The organism is Paraburkholderia sp. J76 (assembly GCF_905220295.1).
GTDB lineage: Bacteria > Pseudomonadota > Gammaproteobacteria > Burkholderiales > Burkholderiaceae > Paraburkholderia.
In genome coordinates this window covers 149,973-166,555 of sequence record NZ_CAJMZJ010000006.1, presented here as the reverse complement: position 1 = coordinate 166,555, position 16,583 = coordinate 149,973, and the positions used below count along the sequence as shown (strand labels likewise).

The window sequence follows — 16,583 nt, the reverse complement described above, 5'->3', positions numbered from 1 at the left end:
CTTCAAGGCACAACGCAACGCAAAAACGGATCGCATCGAGCGATCCGTTTTTGCTTGATGGACAAAGAAAACCCGCTATTCGATACGGGCGTGGGTGCGCGTCACCTGAAGCGGCGGCGGAGCATCGGCGCCGCGCAACGCGACGCGCATGGGCGCGCCTTTCGAGCCGCGCATGGGCGACCCGTCGATGGACGTTTCCGGCGGCGCGTCGTCGTCCTGCGCCGACGCGCCGGCCTCCGATCCTTCTGGCGCGGATCCATCCGCCATGAACTGCGACCACGCGGCCTGGGCGCAAGGCCGCAGCGAACGATGGCGACGGCGCACGAGCATCGTCGTCACGTTCACGACCGGATGCAGCAAGCGCGTAACGAGCGGCGCCGCGGGCGCGGGCCAATGACACGTTGCGTGCGCAACTTCCCCTGAACGATGCGCATGCGCTCCGCGCGCGCCTTCCACGCATACGGGCAATACGCCAATGCCCATGCCGAGCTGCGCCATGCGCGCCACGCCCGCCACGTGCGCGAATTCCTGTAGCGGCCTCCCCTCGGGCCGCAAACCGTCCAGCGCGCGCATCACCGCGCCGCGGCAACCCGCGTCGCGATTGAGCGTGACGAGCGGCTCGCGCGCGAGATCGTCCCATCGCAGCGCCCCCTGTAGCGCAAGCGGATGGTGCGCGGGCAAAAGCGCGCAAAGCGGCGTGGCGGAAAGCGGCTGCACGTCGAGGTTGCCGCTCGCGAACGGCACGTTTTCGGCGATCACGCCGAAATCGGCCTCGCCTTGCTCGACCGCCTGCAGCACCGCCGCCTGCGGCAAGTCCTGCAACTGCAGCGTGAGCGAAGGAAACGCCGCGGCGCAGCGCGCGAGCGCGGCGGGCACCCACGTAGACGAGAGCACCGGATTGCTCGCCACGAGCACGACGCCGCTATGCGCCTGGTGCGCATCCCGGCCCTCGCTGAGCGCCATCTCGATCTCGTCGAGCAGGCGGCCGATGCGCCGCTCGAAACCGCTGCCCGCGAGCGTGAGTTCGACCTGACGCGTGGTGCGGTCGAACAGCTTGAGTTCGACCGCTTCTTCCAGTTCGCGCACGCAGCGGCTCACCGCCGACTGCGTGAGGCCGAATTCGCGCGCGGCGCGCGTGAAGCTGCGCGCCCGCGCCACCGCGACGAACACCTTGAGCTGCTGGAGCGATACGTTCATCGACATGGCGGCCCCGCGCGCCTTATTCGCCGCTCTGGTTGGACCAGTGCGGCAGCCCCGCGCCCGTATTCGTGGCCAGCGTGACGTTGGGCTCGTTGCTCGCCTCATTGCCCGCTTCGCTGCTCTGCTCGATCAGACGCTTGCGCATCGGCGCGAGGACGAACTTGGCGCTCACGGCCGCCGCGATCGTGATGACGGCAGCGGCAATGAACACGGCGCTCCAGCCGCCCGTTGCGGAGAGTACGGAGGCTACCGGCACGAGCAGCGCGGCCGTGCCCTTGGCGGTGTACAGCGTGCCGGCGTTCGACGCGGCGTACTTGCTGCCGAACGTGTCCGCGCAGATGGCCGGGAAGATCGAGAAGATCTCGCCCCAGAACAGGAAGATGAGCGCCGCAAACACCATGAACGCATACGGGTTCGTGCCGAACTGCATCATGCCGAGCAGCGCGAGCCCTTCGCCGGCGAAGATCAGGAACATGGCGTTCTCGCGGCCGATCTTGTCGGAGATGAAGCCGCACAGCGGACGCGTAAAGCCGTTGCAGATGTTGTCGATCGAGAGCGTGAGCGTGAGGAGCGGCAGCGTCAAACCGAACATCGTCATCGGAATGCGGGCGATGCCCCAGTCCTTGGCGATCGGCCCAATCTGCGCCGTTGCCATCAGGCCGCCTGCGGCCACGGCGACGAAGCACGCGTAGATCACCCAGAATACCGGCTGCTTGACCATCTGGCCCGGCGTGTAGTCGATGCGCGAGACAAGCGTGCGGCCCCTCGCCACCACGGCGCGCGGCACCGGCTTCACGAGCAGGAACGACAGCAGGAGAATCGACACGCCCTGAATGACGCCGAACACGAAGAACGTGTGCTCGTAGCCCGAACGCGTGATCATGTTCGCGATCGGAATGACCGTCACGGCGGCGCCCGCGCCGAAGCCCGCGGCCGTGAGGCCCGCGGCGAGGCCGCGGCGGTCCGGGAACCACTTGAGCGCGTTGCCCACGCAGGTGCCGTACACGCCGCCTGCGCCAATGCCGGCAATCACGGCCGAAACGTAGAGCATCGGCAGCGTCGTGACGTAGGAGTTGATCACCCAGGCAAGGCCCGCGCAAACGGCGCCGCCCGCCACGACCGGGCGCGGACCGAACTTGTCGACGAGCCAGCCTTCCACCGGCACGAGCCACGTCTCGGTCAGAATGAAAATCGAGAACGCCAGTTGAATCTCCGCCTGGCCCCAGTGGTGACGAGAGTTCATCGGGGCGACGAACAGCGTCCATGCGTACTGCAGATTGGCAACGAGCGCCATGCATAGCATGCCCACCACCAGTTGAAACCAGCGGTTCGTCCAGAACGGACCGCTCTCGCTCCTCTGACCGATTGCATTCATATCGCTTGTCTCCGCTATCTATTCATTGCAGCCTGCGTGATTACCGGTCTGCATAAATTACAACTTATGGTTTTAAATTTCACGTCGCCATGCTGTGCCTTTTATTCGCCGGATGAATCAAAAATCCGAATGAAAATTCGTCAATCCTCATTCACCCTGGCTTTACGGCAAACCCCTGAAAACATCGTGAAACAAGGGCTTTTCTACGCGTTGTCCCTTATGAAATCGTACTTCCGAGCGTTAACCCGAACATTGTTTCGGCATGCCGCACGGCATTCGGACTCCTTTCAACTCATGCTAGGGTGATTGCTGAATTACTCACAATTAAAGTTTGTTATTATGTGGATTCAGTATCCTTTATGGTTCCGCCATGACCATGCGAAACGCCACGCTGCGCCAGCTCAAGGTCTTCGAGACCGTGGCGCGCCACCTCAGTTTTTCGCGTGCTGCGGAGGAATTGCATCTCACCCAGCCGGCCGTTTCCACGCAGGTTCGCCAGCTCGAAGATCACGCGGGCCTGCCGCTTTTCGAACAGCTCGGCAAAAAAATCTATCTCACGCCCGCGGGCACGGAGATGCTGCACTACAGCCGCGCGATCATGCAGCAGTTCCACGAAGTGGACGAGGCGATGAGCCAGCTAAAGGGCGTCTCGGGCGGCAAGCTCAACGTGGCCGTCATTAGCGCGGGCGACTACTTCTTTCCGCGCCTGCTGGCCGAATTCACGCGCCGCTACAAGGGCGTCGCGCTCAATCTCTCCGTGCACAACCGCGAGCAGTTGCTGCAGCAACTCGCCACCAACCAGACCGATCTCGCCGTGATGGTGCGGCCGCCCCACGCGACCGACGCCATCAACGAGCCGTTTGCGCCCCACCCTTATGTGATCGTCGCCGCGCCCACGCATCCGCTCGCGAGCAAGCGCGGCATCAAGCTCAGCACGCTCGCCAACGAGGCGTTCATCGTGCGCGAGCGCGGCTCGGACACCTGGAATTCGATGGAAGAAGGCTTCGCCGGGAAGATCACGAATCTCAAGATCGCCATGGAGATTCAAAGCACGGAAACGATCAAACAGGCCGTGATCGCGGGCATGGGCATCGCCTTTCTTTCGGCGCACACCATCAGCCTCGAATTGCAGGTCGGCCATCTCGCCGTGCTCGACGTCGAGGGCTTTCCGGTCATGCTCAACTGGTACGTCGTGCACCGGAAAAACAAGCGTCTGCCTCCCGTTGCGCTAGCGTTCAAACGCTTTCTCATGGAGGAAGGCGCGGCGCTCATCGAGAACATTACAAAAGTGTCAGAAGCGAGTTTGCATAAGTAAGGTCTTATGAATATCTAAAAAATTATCAGGCACTACTAATCGTTCGCGTCGCCATGCGCGTTCCAGCGTTTTTCCCGGTCTCGCAGATGCAGTAGCTCAATGCGGCCCTTGCCGCTGGCGCAGCGCGCCGCCCCGGCTACGCCGCCGCCGGGGCAAGTCCTGCGAGGCGTGATGACCCGCGCGCCCCGCGCCGCCATGCGGTGTTTCGTTCGCGGTCAGCCACGCCGGTTCGAACGCGCCGCCTCCGCAAGCCGCGACCAGCAGTTCGTCCGGAATACCGGCAAAGCTCGCATGGAATGTGGCGCCGAAGGGCTCACGCGCCGATGACGTATCGAGCCCGCCTGTACGGGCGAGCCGCGGTCGTCGCGCGCCGCTCATCAGCCGCACGCCGAGCGCCACGCACAACACGCTCGCCGCGACGAGGATGGAGATTTCGAATTCGGGGCAAGCACGCACGCTCGAAAACCCATAGCCGAGCGCGGTGGCAAGCACCAGCGCCACCACGTGCATGATTCGGTCGCCTCGGCCGAACGGCACGCGCCGGCGCACTGCGGCGCCCGCCTGCGGCCCGCGGCTGAACAGACTCAGCGCACCGCCAACCAGCAATGCGCCGGTCGCCGCCGCGACGAACAGCGCCATACGTTCGTTCGAACTGCGCTCCGGCTGCAACACGTAGCCAACGAACGCAGCGATCAGCAGAATCGACCCCGATACGCTACCGACCAGCGCCGCCGGCCGCGCGCATCGTGCGAGATCGCGCCGGCCTGCGAAGCACAAACCGCACAGCACACCCGCTTCGACGGCAACCGTCGCCCCTGCCCCCTGCATCCAGCCCGCGGCGATCGCACCGGGCGGCAGCGTGAGTAGCAATGCGAACGAAAGGGCGAAGGCAAGCCGATGCTTGAGCGCTGCACCCGCATGCTTCGTGCAGCGTGGCGCGGCGCGGACACATGACGACGACCGCGCACGCAGCGGCCAGAGCGCCGCCAGTTGCGCGAATGCACAGCCGAGCCATGCGAACAGCGCACCGGCGCCCAACCACGCCAGGTCGCCAGCCAGTTGCTCCGGCATCTCTCCTCCTCGCGCGATAGTGTTGCCGCGCGCCTCGTGGGTTTTACGTCGTCACGCTGCGCCCTCTACAGCGGAAAGCGACTCGATTTCCGCGCGCGCGGCGCCGAGCGCATTGCTCAACGTGCCGATTCCTTCGATGGTGACCTCGACGGTTGCGCCCTCAACGATCGAGCCTACGCCGAGCGAAGTGCCGCACGCAATCACGTCGCCGGGTTCGAGCGTCAAGTCCTGCGAAATAAGGCTTACTTGCTGCGCCGGCGAAAACACCATGTCGTCGAGCGGATAATTCTGCCGCTCCACGCCGTCGAGTTTCGTGACGACGCGGGCGCGCTGCCAGTCGAAGCCGGAAACGATCGCCGGTCCCAGACAACAGAACGTATCGAAACCTTTGGCTCGGCACCATTGCGGGAAGTGCGGATTCTCGGTGATGAGACCGGCCGCCGTGACATCGTTGACGATCGTGTAGCCGAAGATCGCCGACTCCGCTTCTTCGACGCTCGCATCGCGGCAACGCTTGCCTATGACGATGCCGAGTTCGCCTTCGAAGACGATTTTTCCCGCATAGTGAGCAGGACGCCGAATCAATTCCGACGAACCGATCACCGACGCCGCCGGCTTGATGAGAAAGAGCGGGTGCGAAGGCACCGGCTTTTCCAGCTTCGCGGCGAGCGCGTGAAAATTGTTCCAGAGCGCGACCACCTTGCCGGGCGCACAGGGCGCGAGCGGCGTGAGCGCACGCAGGGACAACACCGCGCCAGTCGGCACCGGCTGATCGAGTCCTTCGTATTCGTGCAGGTAACCGTTCTCGACGCGGCCGAACACAATGCTCCCGTCGCTCGCCATCAAACGCATCCACGTTTCCATGTTTCGCTCCCTGGTTTCAAATGGCGCCAGAAGCGCGCAACGAATGGATTTCTTCATTCGAGTAGCCGAATTCGGCAAGCACTTCGTCGGTGTGCTCGCCGAGCATCGGCGAACGCGTGACGTCGGTCGGGCTATCCGAGAGCTTGATCGGGTTGCCGACCGTGAGGTACTTGCCGCGCACCGGATGGTCCACCTCGACGATCGTGCCGCTCGCACGCAGCGATTCGTCGCTCGCGATCTCCTTCATCGACAGAATCGGGCCGCACGGAATGTCGTAGCGGTTGAGCACGGCCATCGCGTCGAACTTCGTGCGATGCATGGTCCAGTGCTCGATCTCGTCGAAGATCGCCTTCAGACGCGGCAGGCGCGCGTTCGGCGTCGCGTAGTCCGGATCGTCGATCCACTCTTCGCGCCCGATCAGCTTGCAGATGCGGTCCCACACCGGCGCCTGCGCGATGAAATAGATATAGGCGTTCGGATCGGTCTCCCAGCCCTTGCACTTGAGAATCCAGCCGGGCTGTCCGCCGCCCGACGCATTGCCGGCGCGCGGCACGGCCTCGCCGAAACTGTCGTTGGGATATTGCGGGTACTCCTTCATGACGCCGGTGCGTTCGAGCCGCTGCTGGTCGCGCAGCTTCACGCGGCACAGATTAAGCACGCCGTCCTGCATGGCCGCGAGCACCTTCTGGCCGCGCCCCGTATGCGTACGCTGATAGAGCGCCGTGACGATGCCGAGCGCGAGATGCAGACCGGTGCCGCTGTCGCCGATCTGCGCGCCGGAGACGACCGGCGGGCCGTCGTCGAAGCCTGTCGTCGAAGCCGCGCCGCCCACGCACTGCGCGACGTTCTCGTAGACCTTGCAGTCCTCATAAGGACCCGGGCCGAAGCCCTTCACCGAGGCGACGATCATGCGCGGGTTCAGCGTCTGGATACGCTCCCAGCTAAAGCCCATGCGTTCGAGCGCGCCGGGTGCGAAGTTCTCGACGAGCACGTCGCAGTCGCGAATGAGCCGCTCCAGCACGCGCTTGCCTTGCGGATTCTTCGTGTCGAGAGTGAGCGAGCGCTTGTTGCCGTTGAGCATCGTGAAGTAGAGGCTGTCCGCGTCCGGCAGGTCGCGTAGCTGGTCGCGCGTGACGTCTCCTGCGCCGGTGCGCTCGATCTTGATCACGTCCGCTCCGAACCAGGCGAGCAGTTGCGTGCAGGTGGGTCCCGACTGCACGTGCGTGAAATCGAGGATGCGCACGCCGTTCAATGCCTTGCCCATGTCATGTCTCCTTATCTAATCGTGGCCGGGCGAGTTTTAGAAAATGGTGGGGGTTGCGTGGGCAGAGGCGTTTCGCGCGCTGGCGCGACATCTGCGTCCTTGAGCAATACGGTATGTGATATATCAGATGGAGGCAAGAGGGGAATTGCCCATCGGGAATGCCATTAGAATCGCGTCGAAGCCTTATCCAGTATGGTTTTGACGCAAGTTCGGCCGCGTTGACGCGGCGCACACAAGGGAAAACCCCGAGTGTTTACCGTGTCTGATATGCCAGATTCCGTGTGAAGGATGAGGGGACGGACCGCAATTTAGTCAGGGATGCCAGGAGTTGATGCGCATAAAGTCGGTGGGTGCGGGCAAGCAGCCCGGCAAAACGCGCAGAGACGTAAACGCAAAACGGGAGACCCGGAGGTCTCCCGTTTTGCCTGATCGCTCTTCGCAGCCCGCGTCAGTCAAGGAAATCGCAGTTCTTCTCGACGTACACCGCGAGATCGAGCGAATGCTGGCGCACGAGCTTTTCCGCCAGTTCGGTATCGCGCTTTTCCAGCGCCTCGATAATGCGTAGATGGTCGACGATCGAACGCGAGGCGCGATCGCTCTGCGAAATCGTCATGCGCCGAATAGCGCGCACGTGCACGAAGATGTTCTTGATGGTGTCGAGGATGATCTGCGAGCGGGAGAGTTCGACTATCGCCTGGTGAAACGCGATGTTGGCGTCCGAATACTCGGCGATATGCTCGGCAGGCGTGCTGTCGCGGAAGTCGTCGAACATGTGGCGCAACCGGGCGATTTCCTCGTCGGTCGCGTGGATCGTGGCGAGGCGCGCGGCCATGCTTTCCAGCGCCGCCCACATCTGGATCATTTCCACGATTTCGCGCTTGCTCTTGCGCACGATATAGATGCCGCGGCGCGGCACCATGCGCAGAAAGCCTTCCTGCTCGAGCAGCGTCATGGCCTCGCGCACGGGCGTGCGGCTCACGCCGAGCGATTCGCTCAGCACGCGCTCGTCGAGCCGGATTTCGTCGCGCGACTGGTAAATATCGGCGTCCGCAATGGCCTGGCGCAGCATGGCGTAAGCCTGATCGCGCAGGCTCAGTGTTGCGTTGATGGGTTGCAGCGCCAGCTTGAGCGGCGCCGCTTCCCGGCTTGCTACAACTTCAGTTTGTTCTAACGACATTGATTACCTCTTTTCCGACCTGCGGACGGATTCGCGGACCGAATTGTGCACGACGCAGCGCCTTTGCGCGGGGCGCTTCGCCCAAACCGACGTACCGGCCATGTTGTGCGGCCTGCTCGATAGCAGACTGCGGCAACCATCTGGCGATCAGGACCGTAGCAGCCGCACCCAGACCCACGACCGCTGCACCGAAGAGTGCGAGAGAAACGAAATCCATTTGAAGCTCCGCATGATTGAGTAATCGAATGACTCAATGATATGCTGCGTCGCGACAAAAAGCAATATTCTGTATGTGATATATCAGATGCAGTCGTTTCGGCACAACACTTCTGTCGATACGTCGGGGCTGGAATGGGCTCGCTCCCACATTATGGGTACGACCGCCGCCCTATCGCTATAAACAAGCAATGCTAGTGAGAAACCGGTGCTGCCGGCAAGGGATAAACGGTCCAGGGGCACGATCGCGTGATGTAAAGCATTTCTGATTGACAGCACCGCGAGGCGCCCTGCACACTCGACCCATGCGCACCGCCTCCGCCCTCCTCGTCATCGCAAACACGATGAACCATCCGTGGACAACCCATATGGGTAGCCCACGGGGATGGTGTGCGTACTAGCAGTCTGTCGTAACGCAAATCACAAGCCCCGCCGGCATCGACGGGGCTTTTTGTTTTTCTGGGTGGCAGCGCTCCGTTCGTCGGCTCCAACTACTGGAGAAAACGATGGATGACGCTTTTCAGGCAGCTTCACAGCCCGCACCCCAACCGAGCGTCGCAGACGCAACCGACCGCTTCGACGATCCGTTGCCCGCGCAATCGGTCCACTTCGCCGTGCCGCCCCAGCGCACGCTCACCTGGCGCGTGAATGCCTCATCCACGCTGCGGGTCCACGCGGCCCCGGTGTGGGTCACGCGCGCCCGTTCGCCCTACGACCACTGGCTGAAGCCGGGCGAATCGCTCCGGCTCGAACGCGGCGAGCGCATCTGGCTCAGCACCGAAGCCGACTTCCCGGCGCGGCTGAGCATCACGAGCGCATGGCGGCCGCCATTCGCGGGCGTGCGGCGCTGTATGGAGCGCCTCGCCGCGTGGCTTGCGCTGCTGGCGCTGCGGCGCCCGCGCGAGACGTGACGCGCGAAACGCTGCCCGCCTCACAAGCTAAAACGCCGGATGCGCCATTCAACTGGCGCATCCGGCGTCGCGAAACGAAGCGTCGGATCAGAACTTGTGCCGCAGCCCGAGGTTCACGATCGTCTGGTTCGACGTGCCCGCGTAGCCATACGAACCGATCGAAGCCTCGGCCGGCGTCGAGCCGCCCGCGCCGTCGCCGGTATCGCCGCTCGCGTGCTGCCACGCCGCCGTCATATAGAGATCGGTGCGCTTGGAGAGGCTGTAGTCCGCGCCGAGAGAAACCTGGTGATAACTCGCGGTCGTATCGCCGTTGGCGTGCGTATAGCTGTAGCCGAGGCCGAGTAGCAGCGCCGGGCTCAGTTGATAGTTCATGAAGCCCTGGCCGGTGTTGTACTTCTGGGTGTCGCGGAACACCGAGCTGCCGTCCGGCGAATAGCGCGCATTGCTGTAGCCGAGGCCGAAGGTGAACTGGCCTAGCTGGTACTGCGCCGCCGCGCGCGCGATGGTGAGCGAGTGCGCCGTGGCGTAGCCGCCGTTGATCGGGCCGTCGAAGGTGCCGTCCGAGGTGCTCGTCCAGCCGTCGGTGCGAATGCCGTTTACGGCCTGGCTGTTCGTCGCGTAGAAGTAGCCACCAGCGACCGCGAACGGTCCGTTGGTGTAGTTGAGCGCCGCCGAATACGACTGCTCCGCGCCTGTCGAGCCCGCCACGCCGCCGAACGAGTACATTGCCGCGACCTGCAGGCCGCTCCACACGGGCGTCGTGTACTTGACGGCGTTGTTCACGCGAAAGCTGTTGTCGTAGTTGTCGACGTCGCCCGCCGTGGCGAACACGGAGCCGAAATAGTTGTCCGCCGTGATGCCCTGCACGAGGTCGATGAGCGGGTCATACTGCCGCCCCAATGTGAGCGAGCCGTATTGCTCGGCGGTCAAACCCACGTACGCCTGCCGCCCGAACAGCCTGCCGCCCTGCCCGAGCGAACCCGTCGATGGGTTAAAGCCGTTTTCCAACTGGAAGATCGCCTTGAGGCCGCCGCCTAGATCTTCGGCGCCCTTCAAACCCCATCGCGAACCGGAAAGATTGCCGTAGCTGCTGTTGCCGAGCGTCCAGAGATGGTTGCCGCCATCGGCGTGGTTGACGTAGGTGATCGACGTGTCGATCGTGCCGTACAGCGTCACACTGGTCTGTGCGTCAGCGGTGCCGGCCGCCCCGAGCGCGGCCAGCGAAAGGGAAGTCAAGGCGAGTCTTTTCACTTCATTCTCCCGGCGCGGTAAAACAACTCTTGACCAAGGCAGACTAACTCGCCGTTGAAGCATTGTAAAAGGATTCAGGAAGCTGTCTCGAATTAGTGACAGCTAATTAAGGAAGCGCCTGAATAACTGTCGGAAGATAAAACCCCAACCGCCGTACCGCCCACCACGCAAGGGTTTGGAGGCATGTCGCCAAACCCGCATTCATCGATTACTCATACCCTGACGAATACCCTTCGGATTAATGCTCCCGCTAAACAGGCTTTGCAAACATTGGACCGCTAGAGGTTACTCCCCAATTAAATGCGCGACTTACAACGGGCCATTCAGGCCGTTCGATTGCGACCCAATAGCGGTTTCTTGTCCTGAAGCGTCAACCGGCGGGGAGTGTTATGCGTTTGCTGAAGCTTAACCCGTCCTTTCCGAACGATTACGATTCGGCTCGATTTTCCGGTTCACGGCGCGAATTGCACGCGGGCCGGCATCGAAAGAACGTAGCCGCACAGCACGAATAAACGCGATGTCACCGCCGGGGAAGCTGTAACAGTCGATACGGCGACACCGCAGAGAGCCACCAGACCGATCCATGTCTCAATCGCATTCTTCGCGCGCGGCGCGCGCCCTCGCGGCGCTGCGCCGCCGTGCCGGTGCCCTGCACCTGCAGCGCTTCGCGGCGCCGGTGTTCGCGCTCGGCATCTGCGCGCTGCTGCTGGTGGTGTTCCAGCACCTCTCGCGCACGGTCGACTACCACTCGGTCATCCGCCAGCTCTGGACGCTCACGCCTGCGCAATGGGCCGGCGCGCTCGCCGCTACCGCCGTGAGCTTCGTCGCGCTGGTCGGACGCGACGCCGTGGGCCTGCGCTACCTCGGCGCGCGCGTCTCGCGCGGTGCGCTGTGGGCCGGCGCGATCGCCGGCTCGGCGCTCGGCAACGTCACCGGCTTCGGCGCGCTTACGGGCGGCGCCGTGCGCTGCCGCGTGTACGGCGGCGCGGGCGTCACCGCCGCGCAGATCGGCCGTATGACGGTGTTCACGAGCGTCACGCTCGCCCTCGCGCTCGTGCTCATGACCGCGCTCGGCATGGTGGGCGCCGCGAGCACGCTCTCGGGCCTGCTGCATCTCTCGCCCGACAACCTGCGCCTGATCGGCGGCGTGGTGCTCGGCTGCGGCGCGGCGATGATCGTCGTTTGCCCCGCCCGCGCGCGCGAAATCGAGCCGTTCGGCCGCGCCTGGCTGCGCTTTGCGGTGCCGGCGCGGCGCGACCTCGTCGCGCAGCTACTGCTGGCCGCGCTCGACGTGATCGGCGCCGGACTCGCGCTCTGGTCGGTCATGCCGCACGCGCTGCTCGGCTTCAGCGACTTCCTCACCGTCTACTGCGCCGCCATGCTGCTCGGCCTGATCGGCCACACGCCCGGCGGCATCGGCGTGTTCGAAGCCGCGATGGTCTATGCGCTCGGACCGAGCGTGCCCACGTCCAGGGTGCTGGCCGCGCTGCTCGCTTATCGCGCGATCTACTTCGGCGCGCCGCTCGCGCTCGCGGCCGGCGTGCTCGCGGTATTCGAGGGCCGCGCGCTCAAGACTCCGCTCAGTGCGCGCTTCGCGAAGCGCGGCGCCGACGGCGTCTCGCAACTCGCGCCGCTCTTCCTCGCCATCGTCACGTTCGTGACCGGCAGCATGCTGGTGATCTCGGGCGCCACGCCCGCGTTCTCCAAGCGCATCGCGCTGCTGCAAACCGTCGTGCCGCTGTGGGTGCTCGAAAGCTCGCAATTGATGGGCAGCCTATTCGGCGTGCTGCTCCTTTTCGTCGCGCGCGGTCTGTTGCGGCGACTGGACGCCGCCTGGTGGCTCGCGCTCGTGATCGCCGTGGCCAACCTCGCGCTCTCGCTCGCCAAAGGTCTCGCCTTCGTCGAAGCAGGCGTGCTGTGCGTGCTGATCGTGCTGCTCCTCGCCACACGCAAGCGCTTTAACCGCCACTCGTCGATGTTCGCCGAGCGCTTCACGCCGGCCTGGCTCGCCTCGGTCGGCTGCGTGATCGCGCTCGCCGTGTGGGTGCTGCTGTTCGCGTTCCGCGACGTGCAGTACTCGCAAAGTCTCTGGTGGCAATTCGCCTTCCACAGCCGCGCCCCGCGCGCATTGCGCGCCACGCTCGGCGCCGGCGTGTTCGCCGCCGCGTTCGCGACCTGGCAATTGCTGCGCCCCGCCGCGGGCCGCTTCGTGATGCCCCCGAGCGAAGACCTCGAAGAAGCCGCGCGTATCGTGCGCGCGCAGGAGCGCAGCGACGCGGGCCTCGCGCTGATGGGCGACAAAAGCTTCCTCTTCTCCGCCTCGCGCAAGGCTTTTCTGATGTACGCGAAGCGCGGCCGCACGTGGGCCGCGCTGCACGATCCTGTCGGCCCGCGCGAAGAGTGGCCGGCGCTGATCCGCGAATTCGTCACGCTCGCGCACGCACACAACGGCCGCGCGGCGTTCTACCAGGTGCGCGCCGACGCGTTGCCGCTCTATCTCGACGCCGGCCTCACGCTGATGAAACTCGGCGAGGAAGCGCGCGTCATGCTGCAGGAATTCGACCTGAAGGGTCCGCAGCGCGCGCATTTGCGCTACGCGCTCAAGCGCGGCGAACGCGACGGCTTTTCGATCGAACATATCGAGCCCACGCAAATGGGCGCGAGCCTGCCGGTGCTGCGCGCGATCTCCGACGCGTGGCTGCACGACCGCGAAGCGCGCGAGAAGAGCTTCTCGGTGGCCGCGTTCGACGACGACTATCTCGCCGCGCAATCGGTGCTGCTGATCCGCCAGAACGGCGAGCCGCTCGCCTTCGTCACGTTCATGACGACCGACCTGAACACCGACGCAACGGTGGGCGTCATGCGCCATTTGCCGGGCGCGTCGCCCTACGCGATGGAGTACCTGTTCACGCAACTCGCGCTGCATCTGAAGGCCGCCGGCTACCAGTCGCTCTCGCTCGGCATGGCGCCGCTCTCGGGCATGGGTCCCACGCCGCTCGCCTCGTCGTGGCACCGCCTCGCGGGCTTCATCTGGCGCTTCGGCGGCCGCTTCTATAACTTCCGGGGGCTGCGCGGCTTCAAGAACAAGTTCGCGCCGCGCTGGGAACCGCGTTATCTGGCCGCGTCTGGCTCGATCAGCGTGTTCATCACCCTCGCCGATCTATCGCTGCTGGCAGGAGGCTGGCGCTCATGACATTCCGTATTTCCAGGCTGCCGCGCATTGCAGGCACGGCAGCGGGCGCCGCCGTGCTCGCGTTTTTCACGGCTCACGCCAACGCGGCTTCGGCCGCCGCATCGACGCCGGCTTCCGCCGCGACGATGCACGTCTCCGGCGGCCGCTACGGCCAGGTCGCGGTGACGAAACCGAGCGGCGCAATGCGTGGCTTCACCGTGCTGTTCTCGGCGGACAAGCACTGGAGCGCCGCCGACCAGACACGCGCCGACGCGCTCGCGCAGCACGGCGCGCTCGTCGTGGGCGTGGATACCGAGCGCTATGCGCAGAACCTCGCGGCCGTCAAGAACGAAACCTGCCACAAGCTCTACAGCGACGCCGAAGCGCTGAGCCATCAGCTCGAACGCCAGCAGGGCGCGAGCGAGTATTACGCCCCGATCGCCATCGGCAGCGGCGAAGGCGCGCTTATCGCGCAGCGCATGCTCTCGCAGGCGCCCGCCAACACGATGGCGGGCGCCGTATCGCTCGATCCCGCAGCGAAGCTCGACGCCCGCTTCTCGCCCTGCCCGGCCGACCCGACGCTTTCGCGCGGCAACGGCCTGCCCGGCTTCTTCGAGCAAGGCGTGACGATGAAAGATGCGCGCGCAACGAACTCCGGCGCGCCGCGCGCCTTTGCTCCCAGCGTAGCCGACGCCGACAAGATCGTTGCGCTCACATCGAATCACCTGCGTGTCGCGACGGAAAGCGAAGAAGACGTGTCGGATCTGCCGCTCGTCGAACTGCCGGCGGCGCACCCCACCGACATGCTCGCGGTAGTGATCTCGGGCGACGGCGGCTGGCGCGATCTCGACAAGACGATTGCGGAAGCGCTGCAAAAGCAGGGTATTTCGGTGATCGGCTGGGACGCGCTGCGTTACTTCTGGAGCGAAAAGACGCCGGCGCAAACGAGCCACGATCTCGCACGCGTGCTGAAGACCTATGGCTCGCGCTGGCATGCGCAGCACATTGCGCTCGTGGGCTATTCGTTCGGCGCGGACGTGATGCCGTTCGCGTACAACCGTCTGCCCGATGCGTTGCGCGCTAAGGTGTCGTACATGTCGCTGCTCGGCTTCGCGCCGGACGCCGACTTCCAGATCCGCGTGACGGGCTGGCTCGGCATGCCCGCGAGCGACAAGGCGCTGCAGGTGCGTCCGGAACTCGCGAAGGTGCCGCCTTCGATCGTCCAGTGCGTGTATGGCGCGGGCGAGAAAGACACGCTATGCCCGGCGCTCGTAAATAGCGGCATCGACGTGGTCAAGACGAGCGGCGATCATCACTTCGACGGCGACTACAACGCACTCGCCGCGAAGATCATCGCGGGGTGGAAGAAGGAGATTGCGGCGCGGGGGTGAGAGCGCGACACTTTTCCCCATTCGCTTGACGGCGGACAGACTTTTGTCGACTATAACGCCATGCGTCATATGACGCATGGCGTTATGCTTTGGCATGGCGATCCAGAACTTCTACGACAGGGAAACGGCACTGATCTGGTCCGGCGCGCAGTCGCGTCGGCTGCCCGCAGAAGTCCAACACGTAGCGCGGCGTAAATTGCGCATGCTGCACGCTGCGCAAGATCTCGCCGATCTGCGCATTCCACCGGCCAATCGGCTTGAGGCTCTGAAGGGCGATCGCGCGGACCAGCACAGTATCCGCATCAACGACCAGTGGCGGATATGTTTCAGGTGGCGCGGCGGCCACGCCCATGACGTCGAAATCGTCGACTATCACTGAGGTACGGATTATGAAAAAACTCCGGAACGTCCACCCCGGCGAAGTGCTTCAGGAGGAATTCCTCACGCCCATGGACATGAGCCAGAATGCGCTGGCGCGGGCGATGAAAGTGCCGCCGCGGCGCATCAACGAAATCGTGCATGGCGCGCGCAGTGTGACGGCCGACACCGCGCTGCGCCTGTCGATCGTATTCGGCACGTCGCCGCAGTTCTGGATGCACCTCCAGAGCGACTACGATCTGGAGGAAGCGGCAAGAAACGCCGATCTCTCCGAACTTCGGCGCCTGGCTGCATAGCCCCCTCTCACTTCCTGCCCACGAGATACTGCACGCCCTGCGGACCGTAGCGCTCGGCGTGCGGCAGGTTGGCGGCGAGATGAAACACGTCGCCAGCCTTGTAATGCCGCTCCTCGTCGCCCACGCGAATGTGCAGTTCGCCCTCGATCACCAGCGCCTTCGCTTCGAACGGATGCGAATGGACCTCCATGGCGCCGGCTTCGCGCGTCACGACAACGGGCTCCGGAAAGCCTTCGTCGGCCAGGCTGCGGATGAATGTTTCACGCTGCACGATTCGTCTCCTCGTTCGGCGGCATCGCCCCGCCAGCAGCAGTTTGGCACGCGCGCCCAGCCGCTGCACGATCTTGCCACCCGCTGAATCGCCAACTTCCGTACGCGCACAGCCATCAACCTTTCATCCAACTCCCGATGAAAGGTTTTAGAAAAATTCTCCTTACATTACTAAAAGCTTTCATCTATAACGACAACACATGTCGCGATTTCCGCTATCTCGCGCGTGCCTCAGCCCGCCTGGCGTTGCCAGCGGGCTTTTTTTCGGCATAAGGAGCATGGGTCAAAACCTTTCAAAAACCATACTCATCAATGCCCAGAGCTAGTGGAAGCCCTGAGATGTCTTCCGCTTGACTTCGTTGATATATTACATATTGTGTAAACGACTGTCAGCTAAACGACAGGATTTGCTGACCGCGATCCAGGCACATA

Annotated in this window: 15 protein-coding genes; 6 read left to right on the top strand and 9 right to left on the bottom strand. The window is 64.0% G+C overall.

Features of this window, described 5'->3' with window-relative positions:
- Window positions 1-75: 75 nt before the first annotated feature.
- Together U5768_RS13930 and oxlT are read right to left on the bottom strand one after the other, a co-directional pair.
- Entirely contained in the window at window positions 76-1,197 is a 1,122-nt protein-coding gene (locus U5768_RS13930; RefSeq protein WP_322031183.1) for a LysR family transcriptional regulator, read from the bottom strand.
- A gap of 22 nt (window positions 1,198-1,219) precedes the next feature.
- Window positions 1,220-2,575, bottom strand: coding sequence for an oxalate/formate MFS antiporter (oxlT, locus tag U5768_RS13925; protein WP_322030984.1), 1,356 nt, complete (start codon window positions 2,573-2,575; stop codon window positions 1,220-1,222).
- Window positions 2,576-2,945: 370 nt separating this feature from the next.
- Here oxlT and U5768_RS13920 point away from each other — a divergent pair, with 370 nt between their 5' ends.
- The gene (locus U5768_RS13920) at window positions 2,946-3,890 is read left to right on the top strand and encodes a LysR family transcriptional regulator (RefSeq protein ID WP_322030983.1); all 945 of its coding nucleotides are present in this window, start codon (window positions 2,946-2,948) and stop codon (window positions 3,888-3,890) included.
- 96 nt (window positions 3,891-3,986) lie between these two features.
- Here the strand turns inward: U5768_RS13920 and U5768_RS13915 are convergent, their stop codons facing one another.
- The 5 genes from U5768_RS13915 to U5768_RS13895 form a co-directional block, all read right to left on the bottom strand.
- Window positions 3,987-4,961: a hypothetical protein gene (locus tag U5768_RS13915; protein ID WP_322030982.1), complete on the bottom strand. Its 975-nt coding sequence runs from the start codon at window positions 4,959-4,961 to the stop codon at window positions 3,987-3,989.
- Window positions 4,962-5,012: 51 nt separating this feature from the next.
- Window positions 5,013-5,825, bottom strand: coding sequence for a fumarylacetoacetate hydrolase family protein (locus tag U5768_RS13910; protein ID WP_322030981.1), 813 nt, complete (start codon window positions 5,823-5,825; stop codon window positions 5,013-5,015).
- Window positions 5,826-5,841: 16 nt separating this feature from the next.
- On the bottom strand, window positions 5,842-7,089 hold the full coding sequence (gene frc, locus U5768_RS13905; protein WP_322030980.1) for a formyl-CoA transferase: 1,248 nt from the start codon (window positions 7,087-7,089) through the stop codon (window positions 5,842-5,844).
- A 448-nt stretch (window positions 7,090-7,537) separates the two neighbouring features.
- The gene (locus U5768_RS13900) at window positions 7,538-8,266 is read right to left on the bottom strand and encodes a GntR family transcriptional regulator (protein ID WP_322030979.1); all 729 of its coding nucleotides are present in this window, start codon (window positions 8,264-8,266) and stop codon (window positions 7,538-7,540) included.
- Window positions 8,247-8,483, bottom strand: coding sequence for a hypothetical protein (locus U5768_RS13895; protein ID WP_322030978.1), 237 nt, complete (start codon window positions 8,481-8,483; stop codon window positions 8,247-8,249). The genes U5768_RS13900 and U5768_RS13895 overlap by 20 nt, the downstream gene beginning before the upstream one ends.
- A 505-nt stretch (window positions 8,484-8,988) precedes the next feature.
- On the opposite strand from U5768_RS13895, the gene U5768_RS13890 reads away from it, so the two are divergent.
- Complete coding sequence (locus U5768_RS13890) at window positions 8,989-9,393, top strand: DUF2917 domain-containing protein (protein WP_322030977.1); 405 nt, start codon at window positions 8,989-8,991, stop codon at window positions 9,391-9,393.
- Window positions 9,394-9,480: 87 nt separating this feature from the next.
- Here U5768_RS13890 and U5768_RS13885 read toward each other — a convergent pair whose 3' ends face one another.
- Window positions 9,481-10,644 (bottom strand): porin, encoded by a 1,164-nt coding sequence (locus U5768_RS13885; RefSeq protein WP_322030976.1) that lies wholly within the window; start codon window positions 10,642-10,644, stop codon window positions 9,481-9,483.
- Between the two features lie 583 nt (window positions 10,645-11,227).
- Here U5768_RS13885 and mprF point away from each other — a divergent pair.
- From mprF to U5768_RS13865, 4 genes are all read left to right on the top strand, one after another.
- Complete coding sequence (gene mprF, locus U5768_RS13880) at window positions 11,228-13,837, top strand: bifunctional lysylphosphatidylglycerol flippase/synthetase MprF (protein ID WP_322030975.1); 2,610 nt, start codon at window positions 11,228-11,230, stop codon at window positions 13,835-13,837.
- The gene (locus tag U5768_RS13875; protein WP_322030974.1) at window positions 13,834-15,207 is read left to right on the top strand and encodes a virulence factor family protein; all 1,374 of its coding nucleotides are present in this window, start codon (window positions 13,834-13,836) and stop codon (window positions 15,205-15,207) included. The genes mprF and U5768_RS13875 overlap by 4 nt, the downstream gene beginning before the upstream one ends.
- Before the next feature lie 94 nt (window positions 15,208-15,301).
- Window positions 15,302-15,586 (top strand): type II toxin-antitoxin system RelE/ParE family toxin, encoded by a 285-nt coding sequence (locus U5768_RS13870; RefSeq protein WP_322030973.1) that lies wholly within the window; start codon window positions 15,302-15,304, stop codon window positions 15,584-15,586.
- 10 nt (window positions 15,587-15,596) lie between these two features.
- Entirely contained in the window at window positions 15,597-15,881 is a 285-nt protein-coding gene (locus tag U5768_RS13865) for a HigA family addiction module antitoxin (RefSeq protein WP_322030972.1), read from the top strand.
- Between the two features lie 7 nt (window positions 15,882-15,888).
- On the opposite strand, the gene U5768_RS13860 is transcribed toward U5768_RS13865, so the two are convergent.
- Complete coding sequence (locus U5768_RS13860) at window positions 15,889-16,152, bottom strand: cupin domain-containing protein (RefSeq protein WP_322030971.1); 264 nt, start codon at window positions 16,150-16,152, stop codon at window positions 15,889-15,891.
- Window positions 16,153-16,583: the final 431 nt, after the last annotated feature.